16 protein-coding genes are annotated in these 22,581 nt (G+C 64.3%); 7 read left to right on the top strand and 9 right to left on the bottom strand.

The window, feature by feature from the left end:
- Nucleotides 1-42: 42 nt before the first annotated feature.
- Nucleotides 43-1,050, bottom strand: coding sequence for a lipoyl synthase (gene lipA, locus ACSVIE_RS02010; RefSeq protein WP_442422852.1), 1,008 nt, complete (start codon nt 1,048-1,050; stop codon nt 43-45).
- Nucleotides 1,047-1,715, bottom strand: coding sequence for a lipoyl(octanoyl) transferase LipB (lipB, locus tag ACSVIE_RS02005; protein ID WP_442422851.1), 669 nt, complete (start codon nt 1,713-1,715; stop codon nt 1,047-1,049). Before lipB ends, lipA begins: the two co-directional genes overlap by 4 nt.
- A 150-nt stretch (nt 1,716-1,865) precedes the next feature.
- Between lipB and ACSVIE_RS02000 the strand changes: the two genes are divergently transcribed.
- Nucleotides 1,866-3,503, top strand: coding sequence for a serine/threonine protein kinase (locus ACSVIE_RS02000; protein WP_442422850.1), 1,638 nt, complete (start codon nt 1,866-1,868; stop codon nt 3,501-3,503).
- Here ACSVIE_RS02000 and ACSVIE_RS01995 read toward each other — a convergent pair.
- Entirely contained in the window at nt 3,500-4,387 is an 888-nt protein-coding gene (locus ACSVIE_RS01995; protein ID WP_426007043.1) for a TIGR01777 family oxidoreductase, read from the bottom strand. The genes ACSVIE_RS02000 and ACSVIE_RS01995 overlap by 4 nt on opposite strands.
- 86 nt (nt 4,388-4,473) lie before the next feature.
- On the opposite strand from ACSVIE_RS01995, the gene ACSVIE_RS01990 reads away from it, so the two are divergent.
- Nucleotides 4,474-7,983, top strand: a complete 3,510-nt coding sequence (locus ACSVIE_RS01990; protein ID WP_442422849.1) for a S41 family peptidase — start codon at nt 4,474-4,476, stop codon at nt 7,981-7,983.
- 72 nt (nt 7,984-8,055) lie between these two features.
- Here ACSVIE_RS01990 and ACSVIE_RS01985 read toward each other — a convergent pair whose 3' ends face one another.
- The 5 genes from ACSVIE_RS01985 to ACSVIE_RS01965 form a co-directional block, all read right to left on the bottom strand.
- Nucleotides 8,056-8,484, bottom strand: coding sequence for an OsmC family protein (locus tag ACSVIE_RS01985; RefSeq protein WP_442422848.1), 429 nt, complete (start codon nt 8,482-8,484; stop codon nt 8,056-8,058).
- Nucleotides 8,485-8,625: 141 nt separating this feature from the next.
- Nucleotides 8,626-8,979, bottom strand: coding sequence for a hypothetical protein (locus tag ACSVIE_RS01980; protein ID WP_426007049.1), 354 nt, complete (start codon nt 8,977-8,979; stop codon nt 8,626-8,628).
- Nucleotides 8,980-9,101: 122 nt separating this feature from the next.
- Nucleotides 9,102-10,871 carry a 2-oxoglutarate dehydrogenase, E2 component, dihydrolipoamide succinyltransferase gene (gene sucB, locus ACSVIE_RS01975; protein WP_426007051.1) on the bottom strand — a complete coding sequence of 590 codons (1,770 nt, stop codon included), beginning with the start codon at nt 10,869-10,871 and terminating at the stop codon, nt 9,102-9,104.
- Nucleotides 10,872-10,985: 114 nt separating this feature from the next.
- Complete coding sequence (gene lpdA, locus ACSVIE_RS01970) at nt 10,986-12,368, bottom strand: dihydrolipoyl dehydrogenase (protein ID WP_426007053.1); 1,383 nt, start codon at nt 12,366-12,368, stop codon at nt 10,986-10,988.
- 286 nt (nt 12,369-12,654) lie between these two features.
- Nucleotides 12,655-14,175: a leucyl aminopeptidase gene (locus tag ACSVIE_RS01965; protein WP_442422847.1), complete on the bottom strand. Its 1,521-nt coding sequence runs from the start codon at nt 14,173-14,175 to the stop codon at nt 12,655-12,657.
- Nucleotides 14,176-14,488: 313 nt separating this feature from the next.
- Here ACSVIE_RS01965 and ACSVIE_RS01960 point away from each other — a divergent pair, with 313 nt between their 5' ends.
- The 4 genes from ACSVIE_RS01960 to ACSVIE_RS01945 all read left to right on the top strand — a co-directional run bounded on the left by ACSVIE_RS01960 (nt 14,489) and on the right by ACSVIE_RS01945 (nt 19,753).
- Nucleotides 14,489-15,427, top strand: a complete 939-nt coding sequence (locus tag ACSVIE_RS01960) for a proteasome assembly chaperone family protein (protein ID WP_426007057.1) — start codon at nt 14,489-14,491, stop codon at nt 15,425-15,427.
- Between the two features lie 35 nt (nt 15,428-15,462).
- Nucleotides 15,463-16,824, top strand: a complete 1,362-nt coding sequence (locus ACSVIE_RS01955) for an MFS transporter (RefSeq protein ID WP_442422846.1) — start codon at nt 15,463-15,465, stop codon at nt 16,822-16,824.
- A gap of 69 nt (nt 16,825-16,893) precedes the next feature.
- Nucleotides 16,894-18,177: a DUF4192 domain-containing protein gene (locus tag ACSVIE_RS01950; protein WP_426007061.1), complete on the top strand. Its 1,284-nt coding sequence runs from the start codon at nt 16,894-16,896 to the stop codon at nt 18,175-18,177.
- A gap of 256 nt (nt 18,178-18,433) precedes the next feature.
- Nucleotides 18,434-19,753: an RNA polymerase sigma factor gene (locus tag ACSVIE_RS01945; RefSeq protein ID WP_426007063.1), complete on the top strand. Its 1,320-nt coding sequence runs from the start codon at nt 18,434-18,436 to the stop codon at nt 19,751-19,753.
- A 230-nt stretch (nt 19,754-19,983) separates the two neighbouring features.
- On the opposite strand, the gene ACSVIE_RS01940 is transcribed toward ACSVIE_RS01945, so the two are convergent.
- Nucleotides 19,984-20,205, bottom strand: a complete 222-nt coding sequence (locus ACSVIE_RS01940) for a DUF7455 domain-containing protein (protein ID WP_426007065.1) — start codon at nt 20,203-20,205, stop codon at nt 19,984-19,986.
- Nucleotides 20,206-20,470: 265 nt separating this feature from the next.
- Between ACSVIE_RS01940 and ACSVIE_RS01935 the strand changes: the two genes are divergently transcribed.
- Nucleotides 20,471-22,579 (top strand): DNA gyrase/topoisomerase IV subunit B, encoded by a 2,109-nt coding sequence (locus tag ACSVIE_RS01935; RefSeq protein ID WP_442422845.1) that lies wholly within the window; start codon nt 20,471-20,473, stop codon nt 22,577-22,579.
- The last annotated feature ends 2 nt before the right edge of the window (nt 22,580-22,581 follow it).

The following is a 22,581-nucleotide window of genomic DNA, read 5'->3' as shown; positions in this document are numbered from 1 at the left end:
CATGACGGCGGCATCCGGTCCTTCTGTGCCGCCGGCCGTGGCCTAGCTGTGGGCGGCGAGGATGGTGGAGGCTTCCTGGCGGGTGGTTCCGGAGGACTCGATGTGGGCCAGGGCTTCGGGGATGGCCCAGCCCTTTTTGCGCATCGCGGTGGCCCAGAGCCGGCCGGCGCGGTAGGAGGAGCGGACCAGCGGGCCGGACATGACGCCGAGGAAGCCGATCTCCTCGGCCTCGTGCTGGAGGTCCACGAATTCCTGGGGCTTGACCCACCGGTCCACGGGCAGGTGCCGTTCGGACGGGCGCAGGTACTGGGTGATCGTGATCAGGTCACACCCGGCGGCGTGCAGGTCCCGCAGGGCTTCGGAGATTTCCTCGCGGGTTTCGCCCATGCCCAGGATCAGGTTGGACTTGGTCACCATGCCCAGGTCCCGGCCCTGCGTGATGACATCCAAGGAGCGTTCGTAGCGGAACGCGGGCCGGATGCGCTTGAAAATACGGGGCACGGTCTCCACGTTGTGGGCGAACACCTCGGGCTTGGAGTCGCAGATCGCGGCGATGTGTTCGGGTTTGCCGGAGAAGTCCGGGATCAGCAACTCCACCCCGGTGCCGGGGTTCAGTGCATGGATCTTGCGGACCGTTTCGGCATACAGCCACACGCCCTCGTCCTCGAGGTCGTCACGGGCCACCCCGGTCACGGTGGCATAGCGCAGCTGCATGGCCTGCACGGACCGGGCCACCTTGGTGGGTTCGAACCGGTCCAGCGGGGAGGGCTTGCCGGTATCGATCTGGCAGAAATCACAGCGCCGGGTGCACTCGGACCCGCCGATCAGGAACGTCGCTTCCTTGTCTTCCCAGCACTCGAAAATGTTCGGGCACCCGGCCTCCTCACACACCGTGTGCAGGCCTTCCTTCTTCACCAGGTTCTTCAACCCGACAAACTCCGGCCCCATCTGGACCTTCGCCTTGATCCACTCAGGCTTACGCTCAACAGGGACCGCAGCGTTACGCTGCTCGATACGCAGCAACTTACGACCTTCAGGTGCCAGGGTCACTGGAGTGCTCCTTCCGGGGCGGAAACAAGTACTTCTTCGTGCTTGCGGAACTCTTCCACGAAGCGGTCAACAATGTCGGCGGGATTGATGGTCCGGCCGGTCTCCAGTGTCATGGTGGTGACACTGGCATCTGTGATGCCGCAGGCAATGATCTGGGCGTAGGGTGCAAGGTCATTGCTGCAGTTGATGGCGACTCCATGCATGGTGACGCCGTCCAGGACCCGGATGCCGATGGCGGCGATCTTCCGGTCCGGTCCTTTGTCGTCAGCAAGCACCCAGACGCCGGCCCGGCCCTTGACGCTGACGGCCTTGATTCCGTAGTCGGCCATGACGGCGATCATGGTCGCTTCGAGGCGCTCGACGTAGTCGCGGATTCCTGCACGGTTTTTGAGTTTCAGGATCGGGTACGCGATCAATTGGCCTGGTCCGTGCCAGGTCAGCTTGCCGCCGCGGTCAACCGGCACTACCGGTGTGCCGTCGAAGGGGCGCTCGTGGTCTTCCGTCAACTTGCCTGCTGTGTACACCGGGGAGTGTTCGAGAAGGAGTACGGTGCTGTTCCTTGCGCCTGCAACAACCTCGTTGTGGATTTCGCGCTGCAGGTCCCAGCCCTGCACATAATCAACGAACTCCGGGGCGAGACCCACTTGTGAAAACTCAAGAGTCATGGGTTCAAGCTTAGACCCCGCTGGACAGGTCCCATGCTTTTGTGGTGAACCTCTCAGTCGCATCCCGCTCCGTACGTGCGCGGTGGGGCGGGTCAGCATGGCCTGTGGATAACTTCTGCAGGATTCCACGGCATCCGGTAGACCTTGGATATGGCAAGTCAGGACAATTCCCGTGAACCGGTTCCGGGCATCCCTGGTTTCTCCCTGTCGCGAAAACTCGGCCAAGGGGGATCATCGGCGGTGTGGCTTGCCGTCCGGGACTCCGACCAAGCACGCTTCGCCGTCAAGTGCCTGCTGGAGGAGCGCTCCACGGTGCCGCCGGATGCGGGGTACCGGGCCGAGGCGGCGGCCCTGCGTGAGTTCGGGATCATGTCGTTGGTGCAGCACGACCATCTGCTCAAAGTCCACGGCCTGGTGCAGCAGGAGGTGGATGGAACGGAAAAGCCCGTCCTCCTTATGGACTATGCCGCGGGAGGTTCCGTTGCTGGGCTGGTGCAGTCCCGCGGAAGCCTTCGGGTCGGTGAAACTGTCACGATCCTGACGCCCATGGCCCAGGTTCTTGAGTACCTCCATGGCCAGGGAACGGTGCATGGGGATGTCTCACCCGGAAATATCCTGTTCACTGCCGAGGGCAAGCCGCTTCTTGGCGACCTCGGAATTGCGGCCATGGTGGGCGACGCTCCAACGTCGCAGGACGTGGGAACGCCTGGCTTTGCGGACTCCACCGTTACCGAACCGGAAGAGCAGGGCTTCCTGCGGCCTTCGCGGGATATTCATGCACTGGCAGCCGTGGGCTGGTTTTGCCTCACAGGTTCACCTCCGGAAGGACCGGAGGTCCGGCCGCCGCTGTCCCTGCTGGTTCCGGAAGTTCCGCGCGGTCTGGTGACCGTCCTTGAGGCGGGCCTGGACCCGGACCCGGCGGTCCGTCCCAGCGCCCGTGAATTCACGACGGCGGTCTACCGCAGTGCCGCTGCCGAGCCGGTGGACCTGGTTGGCTCGGTCCATCCGTCCGTCATCCCGGAATTGTTGACGCAGCGGAACCCGGAGGGCCGTGTGCGCCGGCCTGCCCGGGTCATCCTGGCCCTGCGTCGCGTGAATCGGTGGCGCCGCCCCTGCTATGCCGGTCCGGCAGGGCGCAGCAAGCCAAAGTCCATGCCGGCCCGTTTTTCCCGTGGCCCCGCTGGTCGCAGGGCGGACCGAAGACGAGGGGTGCGTCCGGCCGGTTTGGGCTTGGCGCTGGTGGTGGGCGCGTTGCTGGTGGCGGCCCTGACCAGCGTCTCCGTGGCCATCTGGGCAGTCGGTCAGGAGAGGCCGCGAGCTGTGCAGGCATCAACTCACGGGATCCACCACGACGGCGGAAGCCCGGGTGCGGTGTCGCCGGACGTGTTGGAGGCCCTCGCTTCCAACGACCCCGTGGTGGCGGTCCGGGCGCTGTCGGCGGTGCGCGACACAGCCCTGCGCGAGCAGAATCACGGGTTGCTCTCGATAGTGAACGCCCAGGGCTCTCCGGCAGAAGCAGCAGACGGCATTCTGGCCGCACAGTTGGCGGCGGAGGATCTTCGGCTCACAGGCCTGAGGACGGAACTTGGGGAGGTAAGGCTGGTGGAGGCGGTCGGCAACGGCCGGATGGTGGTGGGCCTGAGGGCAACGGTCTCCGCTTTTGGGGAGCAGGCCGGCGGGAACAGCGTGGTGCAGGAGAGGCCTCAAGGATCACCCCAGGACCTGCGGCTCGTCCTGGTGAAGGATGGGGAACGGTGGAAGATCTTCCAGATCCTCGGCCCGGCCTAGGAAGCCAGCCAGTCCATTGCATCCTCAAGTCGGGGGTGCTGCCAGTTGAAGCCTGCCGCTGCGAGCCTGGCCGGTTCCATCGGTTGGTCGGCGAGGACCAGCTCATCTGCGAGCCCGCCGAGGACCAGGCGCAGGGCCGGTCGCGGGACCCGGAGGAAAGCCGGCCGGTGGAATGCCGTGGCCAGCCGGGCGACGATCGCATTGACGTCGGCCCGTTCAGGAGCGCACACGTTGACTGGCCCTTCGAGCCGGGAGTTGATGAGGAAGGCCAGTGCGGAAGCTTGGTCGGGCAGCGTAATCCACGGCCAGATCTGGCGTCCATGTCCAAAAGGGCCGCCCAGTCCCAGTTTGAGCAGGGGAAGAAGCGGGCCAAGTGCCCCGCCCGAGGTGCTCAGTACCACTCCGGTCCGGGGGTTCAGCACCCTGACGCTCGAAGGGGCTGAGCGGGCCGCGTTTTCCCACTCGATGCACAGCCTGGCAAGGACTCCTGTTCCGGGGCCCGAGTCTTCGCGGAGGACACCGTTCCGGGAGGCGCCGTAGTAGCCCGACGCGGACTGGCTGACGAACGTGAGTTCCGGCGACCCAAGCCGGTGCATTGCGGAAGTGAGCGTCCGCGTGGCTTGAAGCCGGGAATCCCGCAGGACGCTGAGCCGGTGCCTGGTCCAGGGCCGGTCCCCGATGCCGGCGCCGGAAAGGTTAACCACGGCGTCCGCGGTGGCCAGTACGGCTTCGTCCAGCCTGCCTTCAGCCGGGTCCCAGCTGTGTTCGGAGGTGTTCCTGGCGGGCCGTCGGACCAGCCTGACCACCTCGTCTCCACGCCGGGCCAGTACATCAGCCAGGGCGGTCCCGATCATTCCTGAAGCTCCGGCCATCACTATTCGCATGACCCATCTCACCATGTCCGGCGCAGGTGACGGAAACACCATGCCGGCGCAGGTTCCCGCCTGGGGGTCTTGACTATGATCGAACAATGACCTCCTCCAGCTACCTCCGCTTCCCGCATGTGCACGGTGAACTGGTCACGTTCGTGGCCGAAGACGACGTCTGGATTGCACCCGTTTCAGGCGGGCGCGCCTGGCGGGTCTCCTCCCAGCAGCTCCCGTCCAGGAATCCGCGTTTCACGCCGGACGGCCAACGGCTTGTATGGACGGTTGTCTGTGGTACCTCCCCGGAGGTCGTGACGGCAGGGATCGAAGGTGGCGGCTACAGGCAGCTGAGCTACTTTGGCCACAGCACCACACGTGTCAAGGGGTTTACACCCGCCGGAAACGTCCTGGTCACCAGTGCTTTCCAGCAGGCGGAGAGCCGCCACACGCACGCCTACAGCCTCCCTCTCGACGGTGGCTCAGCCGTCGAACTTCCTTTCGGCCCCGTAGAGGCCGTGGCTTTCGGCCCCGAAGTCGGCGATGAGCGGCCTGTTGTCCTGGCGAGCGTCCTCTCCCGGGAACCCGCGTGGTGGAAGCGGTACAGGGGAGGAACCGCCGGCAAGTTGTGGATCGACTCGGACGGCAACGGCGAGTTCGAGCGCCTCGTGCCGGAAATCGACGGTAACCTGACAGACCCCCTATGGATCCAAGGCAGGATCGCTTTCCTTTCGGACCACGAAGGCTACGGCAACCTGTACTCGGTACTTCCCGACGGAACCGGGTTGCGGCGCCACACCGATCATGAGGACTTCTACGTCCGGCACGCAAGCACCGACGGTAAGCGGGTCGTGTTCGAGTCGGCGGGTGAGCTGTGGCTCCTGCCTTCCCTCGATGCCGATGCGCAGCCCACCAAGCTGGACATTACGCTGGGCTCGGCGTCGCCCGCCCGCCGCCCCGCACCGCTGAAGGTTTCCGCCCACCTGGGCGACGTCGTTCCGAACCTGGCCGGCACAGCCAGTGCCATCGAATCGCATGGGACGGTCCACTGGCTCCGCCATAAAGACGGGCCATCCCGGATCGTGGAGGCGACTCCCGGGGTCCGTGCGCGGCTTCCCCGCCCGGTGGGGGACGGCCGGATCGCCTATGTGGCGGACCACGGGGGAGCGGAAGCCCTCTACATCAAACGGATTGCTGCCAGGCTGGCTCCGGCTCCGCTGCCCGCGGTCGATGCGCCACAAACCGCCGATGCACCGGGTTCTGACGAGGACAGTGCAGTCCTGCCCAAACCCGTGTCCGTGTCCAACGTGGTGGGACCCGGTGCCGCGGCACACCAAGCTGTTCCCGCCGCTTCGTCGGACGCAGCCGGTGACCAAGCGGCCGGGGAGCAGCCGTCTCCGGACACCGCGGGGGCAGGCGTTGCTGTGGCCATGCCTGCCGCCCCCGACCAGGACACTGCAGAGCTCCGCATCGGGTTCCCTGCTCCTACCCGCACCAGCGCGCTGGAAGCCAGCCCGGATGGGCGTTGGCTCGCCGTAGGAACCACGTTTGGCGACGTGTTCGTGGCGGACACAGCCTCCGGAGAGTTGACCCGGCTGGTCAGCATCGGTGAGGGCAGCGTCGACCAGCTGTCGTGGTCGGGTGACTCCCAGTGGCTGGTCTGGTCCGAGCCGGTGACGTCCTTTGGTTCCCGCAGCAAGCTCCGCCTCGCCCGGCCGGCGGATCCCGCGGACGGCATCGTTGATGTCACGGACGGACGTTTCTGCGACGAGTCGCCCCGGTTCACCCCCGACGGAAAATTCCTGGCGTTCCTGTCCAACCGGAGCTTCGATCCCGTCTATGACGGACACTCCTTCGATCTTTCCTTTCCCAGCCCCATCAAGCCCTATCTCGTTGCCCTGGCCGCGGATACTCCGTCTCCGTTCGGCCCGGCCGTGGACAGCCTCGAGGGCGCTTCGGCGGCAGGGGAGTCGACGGACGACAGCGATGCTCCGGTGGTGCGGGTGGACGCGGACGGCCTGGCCCACAGGGTCATCAGCGTTCCCGTCCCGCAGGGCAACTACTCCGACCTGACGGCGGTGGACGGTGCGCTCCTGTGGCTTGACACTGAACTCTCCGGTGTCACCGGAGAGGGTAAAGGAAGCCTGCAGGACAAAAAGACGGCCCCCGCACTGATGCGGTACGACCTCGCCAAGCGCAAAGAGTCGACGCTGGTCAAGGCAGCCGAAAGCTACCGGCTGTCCGGTGACGGCAAACGGGTTGTCTATGTCCTGGATAAGCAGGTCACGTCGGTGCCATCGGACAGCAAGGTGGACGAGGAATCCGGCGACTTGGTCACGGTGGATCTGAACCGGGTCCGGGTCATGCTCGACCCCGTGTCGACCTGGGGCCAGGCCTTTGATGAGGCGTGGCGCCTGCAGCGGGACTTCTTCTGGGCCTCGGACATGGCGGGCCTGGACTGGGATTCCATCCATAAGCGCTACCGCCCCGTGGTGGACCGGCTGGGCTCGCATGATGACCTGGTGGATCTGTTGTGGGAGCTCCACGGTGAACTGGGGACCTCGCATGCCTATGTACGGCCCGCACCGGACAAGGAACCCGGACGGAATGGTCAGGGCCGGCTTGGTGCCGAACTCCAGTGGGGTGGCCAGGGGTGGGAGATCACCCGGATCCTCGCCGGCGAATCCTCCGATCCGCAGGCAACGTCGCCCCTGACCCGTCCGGGTGCGGACGCAAAGGTGGGCGATGTCCTGTTGGCGATTGACGGCGTCGAACTTTCCGCGGAACTCACGCCGGCCATGCAGCTGGTGGATGCCGCGGGCCGGACCGTTGAATTGACGCTCCTGAACGGCGAAGCCCACGGCAGCTCTGCCGGCGTCCAGCGGCGGGTGGCGGTGATTCCGATCCGGGACGAGGAAAGGCTGCGCTACCAGGACTGGGTGCGGGGCAACCGGCGGACCGTCCGGGAAGCTTCCGGCGGCAGCTTTGGCTACCTCCACATTCCCGACATGATGGCCAACGGCTGGGCGCAACTGCATCGCGACCTCGATACCGAAACAGCCCTGGACGGACTGATCGTCGATGTCCGCCGCAACCGTGGGGGCCATACCTCCCAGCTGGTCGCTGAACTCATCGGCCGGAAGGTGACCGGATGGAGCATGCCGCGCGGGGAGAAACCGCGCACCTATCCGCATCACGCACCGCGTGGACCGGTGGTTATCCTGGCCGATGAATTCGCCGGTTCCGATGGCGACATCATTACGCAGGTGTCCAAATTGCGGGGTATCGGTCCGGTCATTGGCACCCGGACGTGGGGCGGCGTGGTCGGCATCGACAACCGGTTTGCCCTGGCCGACGGTACGGGAGTGACGCAGCCGCGGTATGCAACATGGTTCAGCGGAGGTATCGGTTGGGACGTGGAAAACAGGGGCGTGGAACCTGACATCGAGGTCCTCTTTCCGCCGCATGCTTACGCTGCCGGTACCGACCCCCAGTTGGAATACGGCATTGGAGCGCTGAAGGAAATGATCCAGGAACTTCCTACAGACCGGCCGCCGCTGCGTGAGGGCTACAGGAAAGTCCGGCCGTCTGCGCTTCCCGCCAGGCCGCAAAGCTGACCCCAGGCATGGAAAAGGCCCCTCGTTCTCCCCGGCTATGGGGGAGAACGAGGGGCCTTTCGCAACTGTCCGCTACGCGTTAAGCGTGGCGTCCAGGGTGATCTCGATGCTGGCCAAGGCGCCGGAGACGGGGCAGCCGGTCTTCGCTTCTTCGGAGATGCGGCGGAATTCGTCCTCGGAGATGCCTGGGATCGTCGCGGACATGGTCAGGTGGCTGCCGGTGATGCCGGTGCCGGGCACGAACGTTACGTCTGCCTTGGTCTGGACCTCTTCAGGCGTGTAGCCGGCCTGCGCCAGGGCGTGGCTGAATGCCATGGAGAAGCATGCTGAATGGGCTGCGGCAATGAGCTCTTCCGGGCTCGTCTTTCCGCCGGCCTGCTCCGTGCGGGCCTTCCAGGTGACATCGAAGGTGCCAAGGCCTGAGCTGTCCAGCGTGGTGTTGCCGGAACCTTCCATGAGGTTCCCGTTCCAAACCGTGTGTGCGGTACGTGTTGCTGCCATGTCCACTCCTTTGGGTCGTCATTTGTCGGCACCGGCCATCGGCAGGTGCCACCGGGTTCCATCCTAGGGAGTTGCCTCCCGCACCGCACGGCCATTCCGCTGTCGGTGGATTATGACCCCGGATCAGCGGCTGTTGAGGCCCTAGTTCCAGATCGTCGCGATGGCGATGTTGATCAACGCGAGGCCACCCACACCGTGGGCCAGCCCGGTGGAAACGGGCTCGCCGTTCTTCACCTTGCGTGAACCGATGACGGCCAGGACGGCCACGGCAACACCGATGGCGAACTTGATGCCGAGCTTGAAGTAGTTGGGGTCTGCGTCGGGAAGCATGGGAATGACACCCATCATGGCGATGCCCGTCAGGAGTTGGAGGAAGGCGCCGTCACGTTGCCGCGGGTGGATCGTGGGCTCCTTGAGGGTGGCGATCCAGTAGCCGACAATCATGGCCGCGCCGACGATGTGCAGGAACACCAGGATGCTGAAGAGAATACTCATGGCCCCAGCTTATCCAGTTGGTTCTACGTCCTGTAGCAAAGCCACGCGCCTGGCGGGCAAGACAAAGGGCAGGCGACCGGAATTCCCGGTTCGCCTGCCCTTCGAAGGACTGCTGGTAATCCTTAGAGGCCGAGGTCGGCTTCGAAGGCACCCTCCTCAAGGCGGGCCTTGAGGGTCTGCAGGAAGCGGCCTGCGTCTGCGCCGTCCACCAAACGGTGATCGTACGTGAGGGACAGGTACATCATGGAGCGGATGGCGATCGAATCGTCACCGTTTTCGTCAGCTACCACAACGGCGCGCTTGACGATTGCACCGGTTCCCAGGATGCCCACCTGCGGCTGGTTGATGATCGGAGTGTCGAACAGGGCACCAACGGAGCCGATGTTGGTGATGCTGAACGTACCGCCGGAGAGTTCGTCCGGACCGATCTTGCCGTCACGGGTACGGCCTGCGACGTCGGCGATCTTGCTGGCGAGACCGGCGAGGTTCAAGTTGCCGGCGTCGGAGATGACCGGAACCAGGAGGCCCTTGTCGGTGTCCACGGCAATCGCCAGGTGCTCAGCGTTGTGGTACGTGATTTCCTGCTTGGACTCGTCGTAGGCGGCGTTCAGCTTGGGGTGCTGCTTGAGGGCTTCAGCAACGGCCTTGGCGATGAACGGCAGGAACGTCAGCTTGACGCCGTTCTGTGCCTGGAAGTTGTTCTTGGCCTTGAGGCGAAGCTTGGCAATCTTGGTCATGTCCACTTCGTGCACCTGCGTGAGCTGCGTGGAGACCTCAAGCGACTCGCGCATGCGGCGGGCAATGACCTGACGGATGCGCGGCGCCTTTTCCGTAGTTCCGCGGAGCGACGAAGCAACAACCGGAGCTGCAGCCTTCGGAGCCGCGGCAGCGGCAGGTGCTGCTGCCGGAGCTGCGGCTGCCTGCTTGGCCTCGGCAGCGGCCAGGACGTCCTGCTTGCGGATGCGGCCGCCAACGCCGGTGCCGGAAACGGATGCGATGTCAACACCATGCTGGTTGGCCAGCTTACGGACCAGGGGAGTGACATAGCCGGACTCGGCAGAACCGCCGGCCTCAGCGGCCGGAGCGGGGGCTGCTGCGGGTGCGGGTGCTGCTGCGGGTGCGGGTGCTGCTGCGGGCGCAGCCGCGGGTGCGGGGGCAGCGGCAGGAGCTGCGGCGGGTGCCGGTGCTTCGGCGGCGGGTGCCTCGGCTGCGGGAGCCTCCTCGGCAGGCGCGGCCTGCGCCGGAGCTGCAGCAGGCGCAGCGGCTCCGGAACCGATGATGGCCAGAACGGAGCCGACCTCAGCTGTCTCGTCCTCGTTGACGCGGATTTCCTGCAGGGTTCCGGCTACGGGGGAGGGGATTTCGGTGTCGACCTTGTCGGTGGAGACCTCAAGCAGCGGTTCGTCTACCTCTACGGTGTCCCCCACTGCCTTCAGCCAGCGGGTCACGGTGCCTTCGGTGACGCTTTCGCCAAGGGCCGGAAGGGTGACCTCGTGGCCTTCTCCGCCTGAAGCGGTCTCTCCACTGGAGGCAGCAGGTGCTTCGGCCTGGGGAGCCGGTGCCTCGGCAGGAGCTTCCTGGGCAGGAGCTGCTTCCTGTGCGGGAGCTTCGGCAGCAGGTGCGGGTGCTTCTTCGGCAGCGCCGGCTGAGCCGGAGCCATCACCGATGCGTACCAGGGGAGCGCCAACCTCGGCCGTCTCGTCCTCAGCGACGAGGATTTCTTCGATGACGCCTGCGACAGGAGAGGGGATTTCAGTGTCTACTTTGTCGGTTGAAACCTCGAGCAACGGCTCGTCGATCTCCACCCGGTCACCAACCTGCTTGAGCCAGCGGGTGACAGTTCCTTCGGTGACACTCTCACCGAGGGCGGGCAAGTTAACGGATTCAGACATGTCGTCCCCGTTCTCCTTATTGATCTTTGATGCGGATGAATTCTGCTGGTCCGGGCCGGGTGCAGCCGGCAGATTCCGCCGCATGCACCCGACCCGTGTGTCTTGGGTGAAGACTTAGCCGTGGAGCGGCTTGCCCGCGAGGGCGAGGTGGGCTTCGCCCAGGGATTCGTTCTGGGTGGGGTGTGCGTGGACCAGTTGGGCCACGTCCTCCGGGTAGGCTTCCCAGTTCACGATCAGCTGGGCTTCGCCGATTTGCTCACCCATGCGGGAGCCGATCATGTGGATGCCGACGACCGGGCCGTCCTTCTGGCGCACCAGCTTGACGATGCCGCCGGTGCCCAGGATGGAGCTCTTCCCGTTTCCGGCCAGGTTGTATTCCTGCGTCTGGACCTGGTCGTCGCCGAACTTTTCCTTGGCGGCCTTCTCCGTGTACCCGACCGTGGCGATCTCAGGCTCGCAGTAGGTGACCTTGGGGATGTTGATGTCCTCGACAATGGCCGGGTTCAGGCCGGCGATTTCCTCGGCGACGAAGATGCCCTGCTGGTAGCCGCGGTGTGCAAGCTGCACGCCCGGGACGATGTCGCCTACGGCGTAGATGTTGCCGACGCCCGTGTGGAGGCGTTCGTTGGTGATGACGAAGCCGCGGTCGATGGTGAGGCCGGCTTCTTCGTAGCCGAGGTTTGCCGTGACGGGGCCACGGCCCACTGCGACGAGCAGGAGGTCGGCTTCAAAGGTCTGGCCGTCAACGAGGGTGACCTTGACGCCGTTGTCGTCCTGCTCCACACCCTGGAAGAAGATGCCGGTGCTGAACTTGATGCCGCGCTTCTTGAAGGCGCGCTCAAGGTTCTTGACGATGGAGGCGTCCTCGTTGGGAACGAGGGACGGGAGGCCTTCAATGATGGTCACGTCCACACCGAAGGACTTCCAGACGGAGGCGAATTCGACACCGATGACGCCGCCGCCCAGGACAATGGCGCTCTTGGGGATGTAGTCCATGGTCAGGGCCTGGTCCGAGGTGATGACCTTGCCGCCGATTTCCAGGCCAGGGAGCGAACGCGAGTAGGAACCGGTGGCGAGGACGATGTTCTTGCCCGTGTAGGCGGTTCCGTTGACGACGACCGTGTTGGTGCCCTGGAGCTTGCCTTCGCCTTCGATCACGGTGATGCCCTTGGACTTGATGAGTCCCTGCAGGCCCTTGAACTTACCGGCAATGATGCCGTCCTTGTACGCGTTCACAGCCGACATGTCGATGCTGTCCAGCGTGACGTTAACACCGTACTTGGCGGAATCGCGGGCGTGGTCCGCCAGCTCCGCCGAGTGCAGGAGGGCCTTGGTGGGGATACAGCCGTTGTGCAGGCAGGTTCCGCCGAGCTTGGCCTTCTCAACAAGGCCAACGGTGAACCCAAGCTGTACGGCCCGCAAGGCCGTGGCGTAGCCGCCGCTGCCGCCACCGAGTACCAGGATGTCGAATTCTTGCGCAGTTGCCTGATCGGCCACTTAAACGCTCCCTCGCGTGAATGATGACACGATCCTGCGTGTCATCGGGTCTTTGGAACTTGCTCTGCCGTGATTATGCCAGCCGGTAAGTTCTCTTGCATTTGTGACTATCGAGTTCACCTTAGCGAACCACCTACCCATGCTCCACCCTCGCGCGGCGTTTGTGGAGCGCTTGTGTCGAGACTCACGTTCACTTGTGACACAGGGCTACCTTCCGCATAATTCCGGGGTTGCGGGGGCCTTTGGCCAGGTCGCCCGAAGGCCCCCGCAGCATGGGATGAGCGCGCTACGAAGCAGAGGCCAACAGGTCCTCCGCGTACGCCACCAGGGTCCGCACAGTGCAGCCGGTGCCCTGCTTGGGGGTGTAGCCGTAGGGGCTGCCGTTGTTGAACGACGGACCCGCAATGTCGATGTGAGCCCAGGGAATCTGTTCCCCGGTGCCATCCTTGCCTACGAACTCGCGCAGGAAGACGGCGGCCGTCATCATGCCGCCATTGCGTTCGCCGATGTTGGCGATGTCCGCCACCTGCGAGTCCAGGCTTGGGCGCAGTTCTTCCGGAAGGGGCATGGGCCAGAGAAGTTCACCGGCCCGGTCCGCGGCGGTTTTCAGGGCGGCAGTGACGGAGTCCGAGCCCATGACACCGGCTGTGCGCAGGCCCAGGGCGATAAGCTGCGCCCCGGTCAGAGTCGCCACGTCGATGATGGCGTCAGGCTTTTCCAGGCTGGCGGCCACGATGCCGTCGGCCATGACCAGGCGGCCCTCAGCGTCGGTGTTGAGGACTTCCACGGTTTTGCCCCCATAAATGGTCAGGACATCGGCGGGCCGCTGGGCGGCACCTGAAGGCATGTTTTCTGCAATGCACAGCCAGGCGGTTGCCTTGATGGGCAGGTTCAGTGAGGCGATGGCCAGGACAGTGTTAAGAACGACGGCGGCGCCGGCCATATCGCTCTTCATGTCACCCATGCCAAGGGCCGGTTTGATGGAAATGCCACCGGTGTCGAACGTGATCCCCTTGCCCACCAGGGCGATCTTCTGCGTTGCCTTTGCGGGCGCATATTCCACCTTGACCAGCCGCGGCTGCCGCGTGGAACCCTTGCCAACCCCGAGGATGCCGCCGAAGCCTTCCTTTTCCAGTCGCTTTTCGTCCCACACCGTGATCTTGACGGGCAGGCCCTTGGAGAGTTCCTTGGCGGACTCTGCAAAGGACTCCGGGAAAAGGTGGCTCGGAGGCTGGTTGACGAGTGTCCGGGTGGCGTTCACCGCGCGGGCCAGGACGATGGCCCGGTCCAGGCCCGGCTGGGCAGCCTTGGGATCGACGTCCGTGGAGATCAGGACCTTGCCGACAGGTGCCTTCAGGCCGTCCTTGCTTGAGCGGTGTTCCGTGTAGGAATAGGCCCCCAGGGCGGCGCCCTCGGCGACAGCGGCGACCTCGGCGACGGTCGCCGTCGGGAGCGCAAGAGTTACTGACGGGATGCCGGCGAGTTGCCGCACTGCCGAGCCGGCCGCGCGGCGCAGGGCCTCGCCGGTCAGGCTTCCGTCCTGCAGCTTGCCCGTTCCGGCCAGCACCAGCACTCCTGAGCCGGTTTCGGGCAGGCCGGGAAGGCGGTGGACCTGGTCCGCGGCGCCGGTGATTCCCAGGAGCTTGAGCGAGGCGGCCAGCGATTCGGCGGCCTTGGCGCTCAGCGGGTTGGGAAGGAGTTCCGGCCCGTTCGTGCCCTGGGCAACGCCAAGCACCAAGGCGTCGCTGGGGGACTTTTTCAGGTCCTTGGCGATAAGGCCGAGGATGATGTCAGTAGTCTTGACCACGAGGATGTTTCCTCACTTCTCTCTGCATTGCATGGCGGAACCGCATGTTTGGCGGACCAGCCCCGGTACGCGCCCGACGTCCTCTTGCGACGGCGGCCTTGGTCTGCAGGCCCAGCGTCGCAAGAGGACGTCGGCCCGATTCGATCGTAGTCTCTTGAAGGCTGCGGACAGCAATTAAATGAGATCTGCGGCACACGACAGACAGGAATGTCCGTTGGCCGCGCCGCGTTGTACCCAGTACGCAACACCATGGAGAGCCTGCCGCTCCATGTCAGGAATGCGACGAACTTTGCCACAGTGAAAGGATCATGCCGTGTTTGAACGGATTTCCGGCTCCCTCCTGGACCCCGAGGCGCTTTACGCCAGCAACATCGAGACCTTCCACAGTCCCGGGTTGCGGGGATTGAACATGGTCATGGGATTTACCGGTTTTGCCGATGCCGGCCACGTGGTCAAGCAGATCAATGCCGAGTTGCTGGACCAGCTCGACTCCGAAGTCGTGGCCGTGTTCGATGCCGACCAGTTGATCGATTACCGATCGCGGAGGCCCCATATCAGCTTCGTGCAGGACCACCTGCAGGATTACCACGCCCCCCGGCTTGCCCTCTATAAGCTCACGGATGGGCTGGGCCAGCCTTTCCTGCTGCTGGCCGGTTTCGAACCCGACCTGCAGTGGGAGCGTTTCTCGCGGGCCGTCGTCGGGATCGTCGAGAAGCTTGACGTCAACCTGGTGACCTGGATCCATTCCATCCCCATGCCCGTACCGCACACGCGCCCGATCGGGGTGACCGTCCATGGAAACCGCCCCGAGCTCATCGACGGTATTTCAAGCTGGAAACCCACGGTGGACGTTCCTGCTGCGATCGGACACATCCTTGAGCTGCGGCTCACTGAAGCGGGACACAACGTGGCCGGCTATGTGATCCACGTACCGCACTACCTCGCTGAAGCCGAATACCCGACGGCCGCTGTTGCCGGGCTGGAGTACCTGGGAGCAGCAACCTCGTTGATGCTGCCAACGGACCGGCTCCGGGAAGCCGGCCGCGAGGTGGGGCGCCAGATCGCGGAGCAGATCGAGGCGTCGGAGGAAGTGCAGGCGGTGGTGTCCAATCTTGAGGCGCGTTATGACGAAAAATCAGAGGGCGTCGTGCGCAGGTCCCTCCTTGCCTACGAGAACCACGAGCTTCCGGACGCGGAGGACATCGGCGCGGCGGTCGAGGCGTATTTGGCCCGCAAGGATTCGACTCAATAAATCTGATTTGAGGCGGGGGCTGGCATAATTGTGGGGTGACCGCACCCCGCGCCTGGCTCATCTGGACGATCGGCGTCTTCGCGTACCTGGTGGCAGTGGCCCAGCGCACGTCGTTTGGTGTTGCCGGACTTGAGGCAACCGAGCGGTTCAATGCATCCGCGGCAGCCATCTCCTTCTTCACCGTGCTCCAACTGCTGGTTTATGCCGGCCTGCAGATTCCCGTAGGGATCCTCGTGGACAGGTTCGGTTCCCGGGCCATGGTGGCTGGCGGAGCTGCGCTCATGGGCCTGGGCCAATTGCAGCTGGCCTTTGCGGACAGCGTCCCTGGCGGCGTGCTGGGGCGGGTAATGGTCGGGGCCGGTGACGCCATGACCTTTATCTCCGTCATCAGGCTCGTGCCGCTGTGGTTCGCTCCCGCCCGGGCCCCGCTGGTCACGCAGTTGACGGGCATGTGCGGGCAGCTGGGGCAGTTGTTCAGCGTGGTGCCCTTCGCGCTTCTCCTGCACGCGGCAGGATGGACACCCGCGTTCCTGTCCCTGGCCGCCATGTCGGTGCTGGCTGTGGTGCTGGTGGCGGTCCTGCTGCGGGACGCACCTCCGGGACACCCGCCGCGCCAGACTGCGCAAGGCCTGCGGGCAACCGGTGTATCGGTAGCCCGGGCGTGGAAGCAGCCGGGCACCCGCCTTGGGCTGTGGAGCCATTTCACCGTGCAGTTCAGCGGCAACCTGTTCGCCATGTCCTGGGGGTACCCGTTCCTGCTCTCCGCGCAGGGCCTGGACGCCGGTACGGTTTCTGCCCTGATGGCGGTCTTTGTCGCCACGGCGATCCTCTCCGGGCCGGGCTTCGGGAGGTTTGTGTCGCGGCATCCCATGCGTCGCTCAGCCATGGTGCTGCTGATCACCATGGCAACGGCCCTGGCCTGGGCGGCTGTTCTCCTGCTCCCGGGCCGGGCGCCCCTGTGGCTGCTGGTCATTCTGGTAGTGGTGCTGGCTGTCGGCGGCCCGGGCTCCATGATCGGCTTCGACTTCGCCCGCACCTTCAACCCCTCGCACCGCATCGGAACCGCCACCGGAATCGTCAATGTGGGTGGATTCATTGCCGCCCTGGTGGCCATTTACCTGATTGGCCTCGTGCTGGATATCCTCCATTCCACGGGATTTTCCCAGGGGCAGTTGTACGGACTGGCACCCTTCCGGATCGCCCTGAGTGTTCAGTTCGTGCTGTTGGGCATCGGGACGGTCCTGATCCTCCTGTCCCGGCGGAAGGTCCGGCAGCAGATGGCCGCGCAGGGCGTCCATGTTGCGCCCCTCATGGTGGCGCTGGCTCAACAGCGCCGGGATCGTGTGGAACGCAGAAGGTCCGCCCGTTCAAGACCGGACGCCACGCGGGAGCGCTGATGCGCGCCTTTATCCACATAGGGCAAGTGGTCCCTGCCGGTCAGCACAGCGGTTGCCCAAGCTTGGGACATGACCACCACAGAGATCCTGAGCATCCGCCAGCCTGAAGACATCCTCGCCTACATTCCGCACCTGCTGGGTTATTGGCCTGAAGACAGCCTTGTTGCCATCACCATGCAGGGAAAAATCCTCGGGGCCACCCTCAGGGTAGACCTCCCCACTGTCCGGTCGGACGCAGCCTTGGCCGGTTTTGCGGCACATGTCCGGAGTTGCCTGCGGGCTGATAAGGCTGCCACAGGGGTTGTCCTGGCCGTGTATACGGATGACGGCTGGGGGGACGGTACAGTGCTGGCCAGCACGCTTCCACTGCTGTCCGAACTCCAAGGCTGCCTGGAACGTGCCGGCCTGGAAGTGCGGGATGCCTGGCTCGTTGGCAGCGAGTATTGGCGCGGCGCCTTCTGCGGGGACGAAGACTGCTGTCCCTTCCCGGGTCTGCCTGTGGACCGGATCCGCAGCAGCCAACTCAGCGCCGAGATGGTCTACCGGGGCAGTGCCGTGGGCCCGCGGCCGGGGTCCCGCCGGGGCACAGGGGACGCAGACATGCCGATGGCCGGCGGCGCACCCATGGATCCTGCCATTCTCGCTGCCGAAGAGTACTATGCCGGCTGCCTGGAGGAGGCCTGGACAAGCCTGGAATGCCTCCGGACCGTCACCTCCATATGGGCGCAGGTGCTGGATGCGTTTCCGGCAAGCTGCCCACTGGATGACGCCGCCGGGACTGCGGAAGGCGTCAAACTCGCCGGCTTCCTTCGCGCGACGCTCAGGCGCCCGGCGTGGCGTGATGCTGTAGTGGTCATGGCCGCGGCCGGAATGGAGACTGCCGAGGCAGGCGCCGTCGCCTTCGGATTGTTTCCCGGGGACGACTCCGCTGACCTGCCGGTCGATCCGGCGGATTTCGGCTTGGACGCACGCGCGTTGGTCCAGTCGGGTGCGCCGTGCGGCACTGAACAGGAGCATGGGACGGTGTACTCCTACGGTGAAGTCCTCCTGGGCATCGAGCCCGGCCTTCCAGACTGGGCTCGTTTGGATGCGCTGCAGCAACTCCTGTCCCGCATCATTGCCGATGAAGAACAGGGGGTCGTGGCTGCTGCCGCGTTGACCATGCAAGGTTGGATTGCGTGGTGCAAGGGCAGCGGCTCACACGCGCATGCCTGCCTCGTCAAAGCGGACGCCGCGGAGCCTGGCTACCGCCTGGCCGAACTCCTGAACGGGATCATGGGCCAGGGAACGATCTGTCCGTGGGCAATGCGCCAGGAGTCCGCCTGGGGCACCCACAAAAGCTGCGGGATCTGACACCGCTTACAAGCCTGACTTCTTCAACAGGCGTACTCCTCACAAAATCGTGAGACAATGGATGCCGAGACCCGGTTGGGTCCGCGTTTGAATGCGTTGAATGGCTCCGTGAGCGGGAACATTTCAGTGACGCCGGCAGTTGTACAGAGTGACTCTGCAGGTGGCGATCGCATTTGAAATTGATCGCGGACTTGACAGGGTCATAGTGGTGTTGCCCACATGGTGATTCCACAGACCGCCGCTAGAAAGGTTTTCTGTGACCCCGTCTTCCGTCGAGAAGGAACTTGCCGCCCAGGCCGAACTGTCCGCTGAGGAAAAGAAGGCGGCCACTTCGGCAAAGCGGGCGGCAACCCGTGCCGCCAACAAGCCCGGAGAGGGCAATTCCGACAAGCCGGCTCCCAAGAAGCGTGGACCCAAGCCGGGCGCCAAAGCCGCAGCAGAATCCGCTGCTGCTCCTGGCGACGTCGATGAAGACACCGACGACGTCACTGTCGAGGATGAGGACTTCGACCCTGCTGCCGCTGAAGAAGTGGAAGTAAGCGACGACGACGCCGATGACACCTCCGATGCCCCCAAGGACAAGCCCGCTCCCACCGGGTCCGGATTCGTCTACTCGGACGCGGACGACGACGACGCCCCCGTCCAGCAGGTTATGTCAGCCGGCGCTACCGCTGACCCCGTCAAGGACTACCTGAAGCAGATCGGCAAGGTTGCCCTGCTGAACGCCGAGCAGGAAGTCGACCTCGCGCTCCGCATCGAGGCCGGCTTGTTCGCCGAAGAGAAGATCAACAACGACGACGGCTCTATGGATCCGAAGCTGCGACGTGAACTCGAGTTCGTGATCCACGACGGCAAGCGTGCAAAGAACCACCTGCTTGAAGCAAACCTTCGCCTGGTGGTGTCGCTGGCCAAGCGCTACACCGGTCGCGGCATGCTGTTCCTCGATTTGATCCAGGAAGGCAACCTCGGCCTCATCAGGGCCGTGGAGAAGTTCGACTACACCAAGGGCTTCAAGTTCTCCACCTATGCCACATGGTGGATCCGCCAGGCCATTACCCGCGCCATGGCCGACCAGGCACGCACCATCCGTATTCCAGTACACATGGTGGAAGTCATCAACAAGCTGGCGCGCGTCCAGCGCCAGATGCTCCAGGACCTCGGCCGTGAACCTACGCCGGAAGAACTGGCGCTGGAACTGGACATGACTCCCGAGAAAGTCGTGGAGGTCCAGAAGTACGGCCGTGAGCCGATCTCCCTGCACACCCCCTTGGGTGAGGACGGCGACTCCGAATTCGGCGACCTCATCGAAGACTCGGAAGCCGTTGTTCCGGCTGACGCCGTCAGCTTTACCCTGCTCCAGGAACAGCTTCATTCCGTCCTGGACACCTTGTCCGAGCGGGAAGCAGGGGTCGTTGCCATGCGCTTCGGGTTGACCGATGGACAGCCGAAGACTTTAGACGAAATCGGCAAGGTCTACGGAGTGACGCGCGAACGCATCCGCCAGATCGAATCCAAGACCATGTCCAAGCTCCGGCACCCTTCGCGGTCGCAGGTTCTGCGGGACTACCTGGACTAGGAATACGAGCACGTCAGTGCCATGGCCCGGCTGGAATCTTCCGGCCGGGCCGCGGCACTTAAAGCCCACGCAGCGGCCAGTGCCCTGCGGACTGTTTGGTCAAACAAGCAAACGAGGCTCCTCCCTTTGTGGGAGGAGCCTCGTTCATGGTCAAGCGTTGGTCGCTCGCGTAGTCGATCCCTCGACGTCGTGACCCTGCAGCCGGATGGATCCGGTCCTGCCGGCCTCAGTTAGTCAACGGGGACCGGGGCCTTCTCGTTGAGGCGCTCGGTCTCGTCGTGCCAGTCCGAGGTCAGGGGCCGAAGCGTAGCCTCGACTGCACGTGCGTGGTGAGCGCAGAAGAGCAGCTCACCGCCGGAGGACTCGAGTACAACGCGGACGTATGCCTGGGCTCCGCAACGGTCGCACCTGTCGGCTGCGTTGAGCGTGCGGTCTGCAACTGCTGTTGTCATGTCGGCCTCCTTGGTAGTTCTGTACATCCATATAACCAGCATTCGTTGGTGAACCATGGCAAGGATGGGTCACTTTCGCTGTCCGCGTATCACATGTGGGTAACGTAACGACGCAGCCCGCGCCTGCCCTGGAGTGGCACACGGGCGCGGGCCGGGCCTGCGGCTACCCTAGTATGGGCTGTGTTTGCCTTGAAAACACTGGCGTGCCGGACGGCCAAACACCCCGGCATCACTTTGAGATAGACCCCGAAGGAGCGCACTGCGAGTGGCACCTAGTTCTGAATACAACGCCCGGCACCTTTCCGTTCTGGAAGGGCTGGAAGCTGTCCGCAAGCGCCCTGGCATGTACATCGGCTCCACTGACTCGCGCGGCCTGATGCATTGTCTCTGGGAAATCATCGACAACGCCGTGGATGAAGCCCTGGCAGGGTTCGGGCACGACATCAAGGTGATCCTCCATGCGGACAACTCGGTGGAAATCCACGACGACGGACGCGGCATCCCGGTGGACGTCGAACCGAAGACGGGCCTGTCCGGCGTCGAGGTCGTGTTCACCAAACTGCATGCCGGCGGCAAGTTCGGTGGTGGTTCCTACACGGCCTCGGGCGGTCTGCACGGCGTTGGCGCCTCCGTGGTCAATGCGCTCTCCAGTCGTCTGGATGTTCAGGTGGACCGTGGCAGCCAGACGTACCAGATGTCGTTCCGCCGCGGCGAGCCCGGCCGTTTCAATGATTCAGGTGCCAAGCCCGGTCCCAATTCCCCCTTCGAACCCTTCATTGAGAATTCCGTCCTGGATGTTGTCGGGAAAGCCAAACGGGGTGTCACCGGCACCCGGGTCCGCTACTGGGCCGATCGGCAGATCTTCACCCCTGATGCCCGCTTCTCGTACGACGATCTTGTGGCCAGGGCAAGGCAGACATCCTTCCTGGTTCCGGGACTGAGAATCACCGTGCGTGACGAGCGCAGGCTCGCCGGTACCCCGGGTGAGAACGGGGTCCATGAAGAAGTTTTCCATCATGACGGCGGCATTTCGGAGTTCGTGGAGTTCCTGGCCTCCGATTCCGGTGTCACGGATGTTTGGCGCCTGCATGGCTCGGGCAAGTTCAAGGAGACCGTACCCGTCCTGGACGAGAACGGGCACAGCAAGATCGCTGACGTTGAACGGGACTGCGAAGTGGACATAGCCCTCCGCTGGGGAATCGGCTACGACACGACGGTCCGCAGCTTCGTTAACATCATCGCCACGCCCAAGGGCGGCACCCACCAGGCAGGCTTCGAGGCGGCACTGCTCAAGACGTTCCGCAAGGTCATCGAAGCCAACGCACGCAAGCTCAAGGCGGGCAACGACAAAATTGAAAAGGACGATGTCCTGGCAGGGCTCACCGCCGTGCTGACGGTGCGGCTTGCCGAACCACAGTTCGAGGGCCAGACCAAGGAGATCCTGGGAACCTCCGCGGTCCGCGCCATTGTTGCCCGGGTCGTGGAGAAGGAAATCACCAGCCGGCTCAATTCAGCCAACCGTAACGACAAAGCCCAGTCGGCGCTGTTGTTGGAAAAGGTTGTCAGCGAGATGAAGTCACGCATCTCGGCCCGTGTCCACAAGGAGACCCAGCGTCGGAAGAACGCCCTGGAGACGTCTTCGATGCCCACCAAGCTTGCCGATTGCCGCACCGACGATGTGGCGCGTTCGGAACTGTTCATCGTGGAGGGCGACTCTGCGCTGGGAACAGCCAAACTGGCCCGCTCTTCCGACTTCCAGGCCCTGCTGCCCATCCGTGGCAAGATCCTGAACGTGCAGAAGGCATCCGTCGGGGACATGCTCTCCAACGCCGAATGCGCAGCCCTCATCCAGGTGGTGGGTGCCGGTTCGGGCAGGAGCTTCGACATCGATGCCGCCCGGTACGGCAAAGTCATCCTGATGACCGATGCCGACGTCGATGGCGCCCATATCCGCACCTTGTTGCTGACCCTGTTCTTCCGCTACATGCGCCCGATGGTCGAGGCAGGCCGGGTTTTCGCTGCCGTTCCGCCGCTCCACCGCGTGGAAGTGATCAACCCCGGCCAAAAGGCCAATGAGATGATCTACACCTATTCGGAAGCGGAACTGCACGTCCTGCTGTCCAACCTGGCCAAGGAAGGAAAGCGCTACAAGGAGCCCATCCAGCGCTACAAGGGGTTGGGCGAGATGGACGCCCAGCAACTGGCTGAGACCACCATGGACCCGCGCCACCGGACCCTCCGCAAGGTGGGAATCGAGAGCGCGCAGCGGGCCGAAGAGGTGTTCGATCTCCTCATGGGCTCTGATGTGGCGCCGCGGAAGGAATTCATCATTGCCGGTGCCTCCACCCTGGATCGTGAACGCATCGACGCCTGAGA

Source organism: Paenarthrobacter sp. NCHU4564 (assembly GCF_052156435.1).
GTDB lineage: Bacteria > Actinomycetota > Actinomycetes > Actinomycetales > Micrococcaceae > Arthrobacter.
The sequence above is the reverse complement of the archived record's forward strand: the minus strand, read 5'-3'. Positions and strand labels throughout refer to the sequence as shown.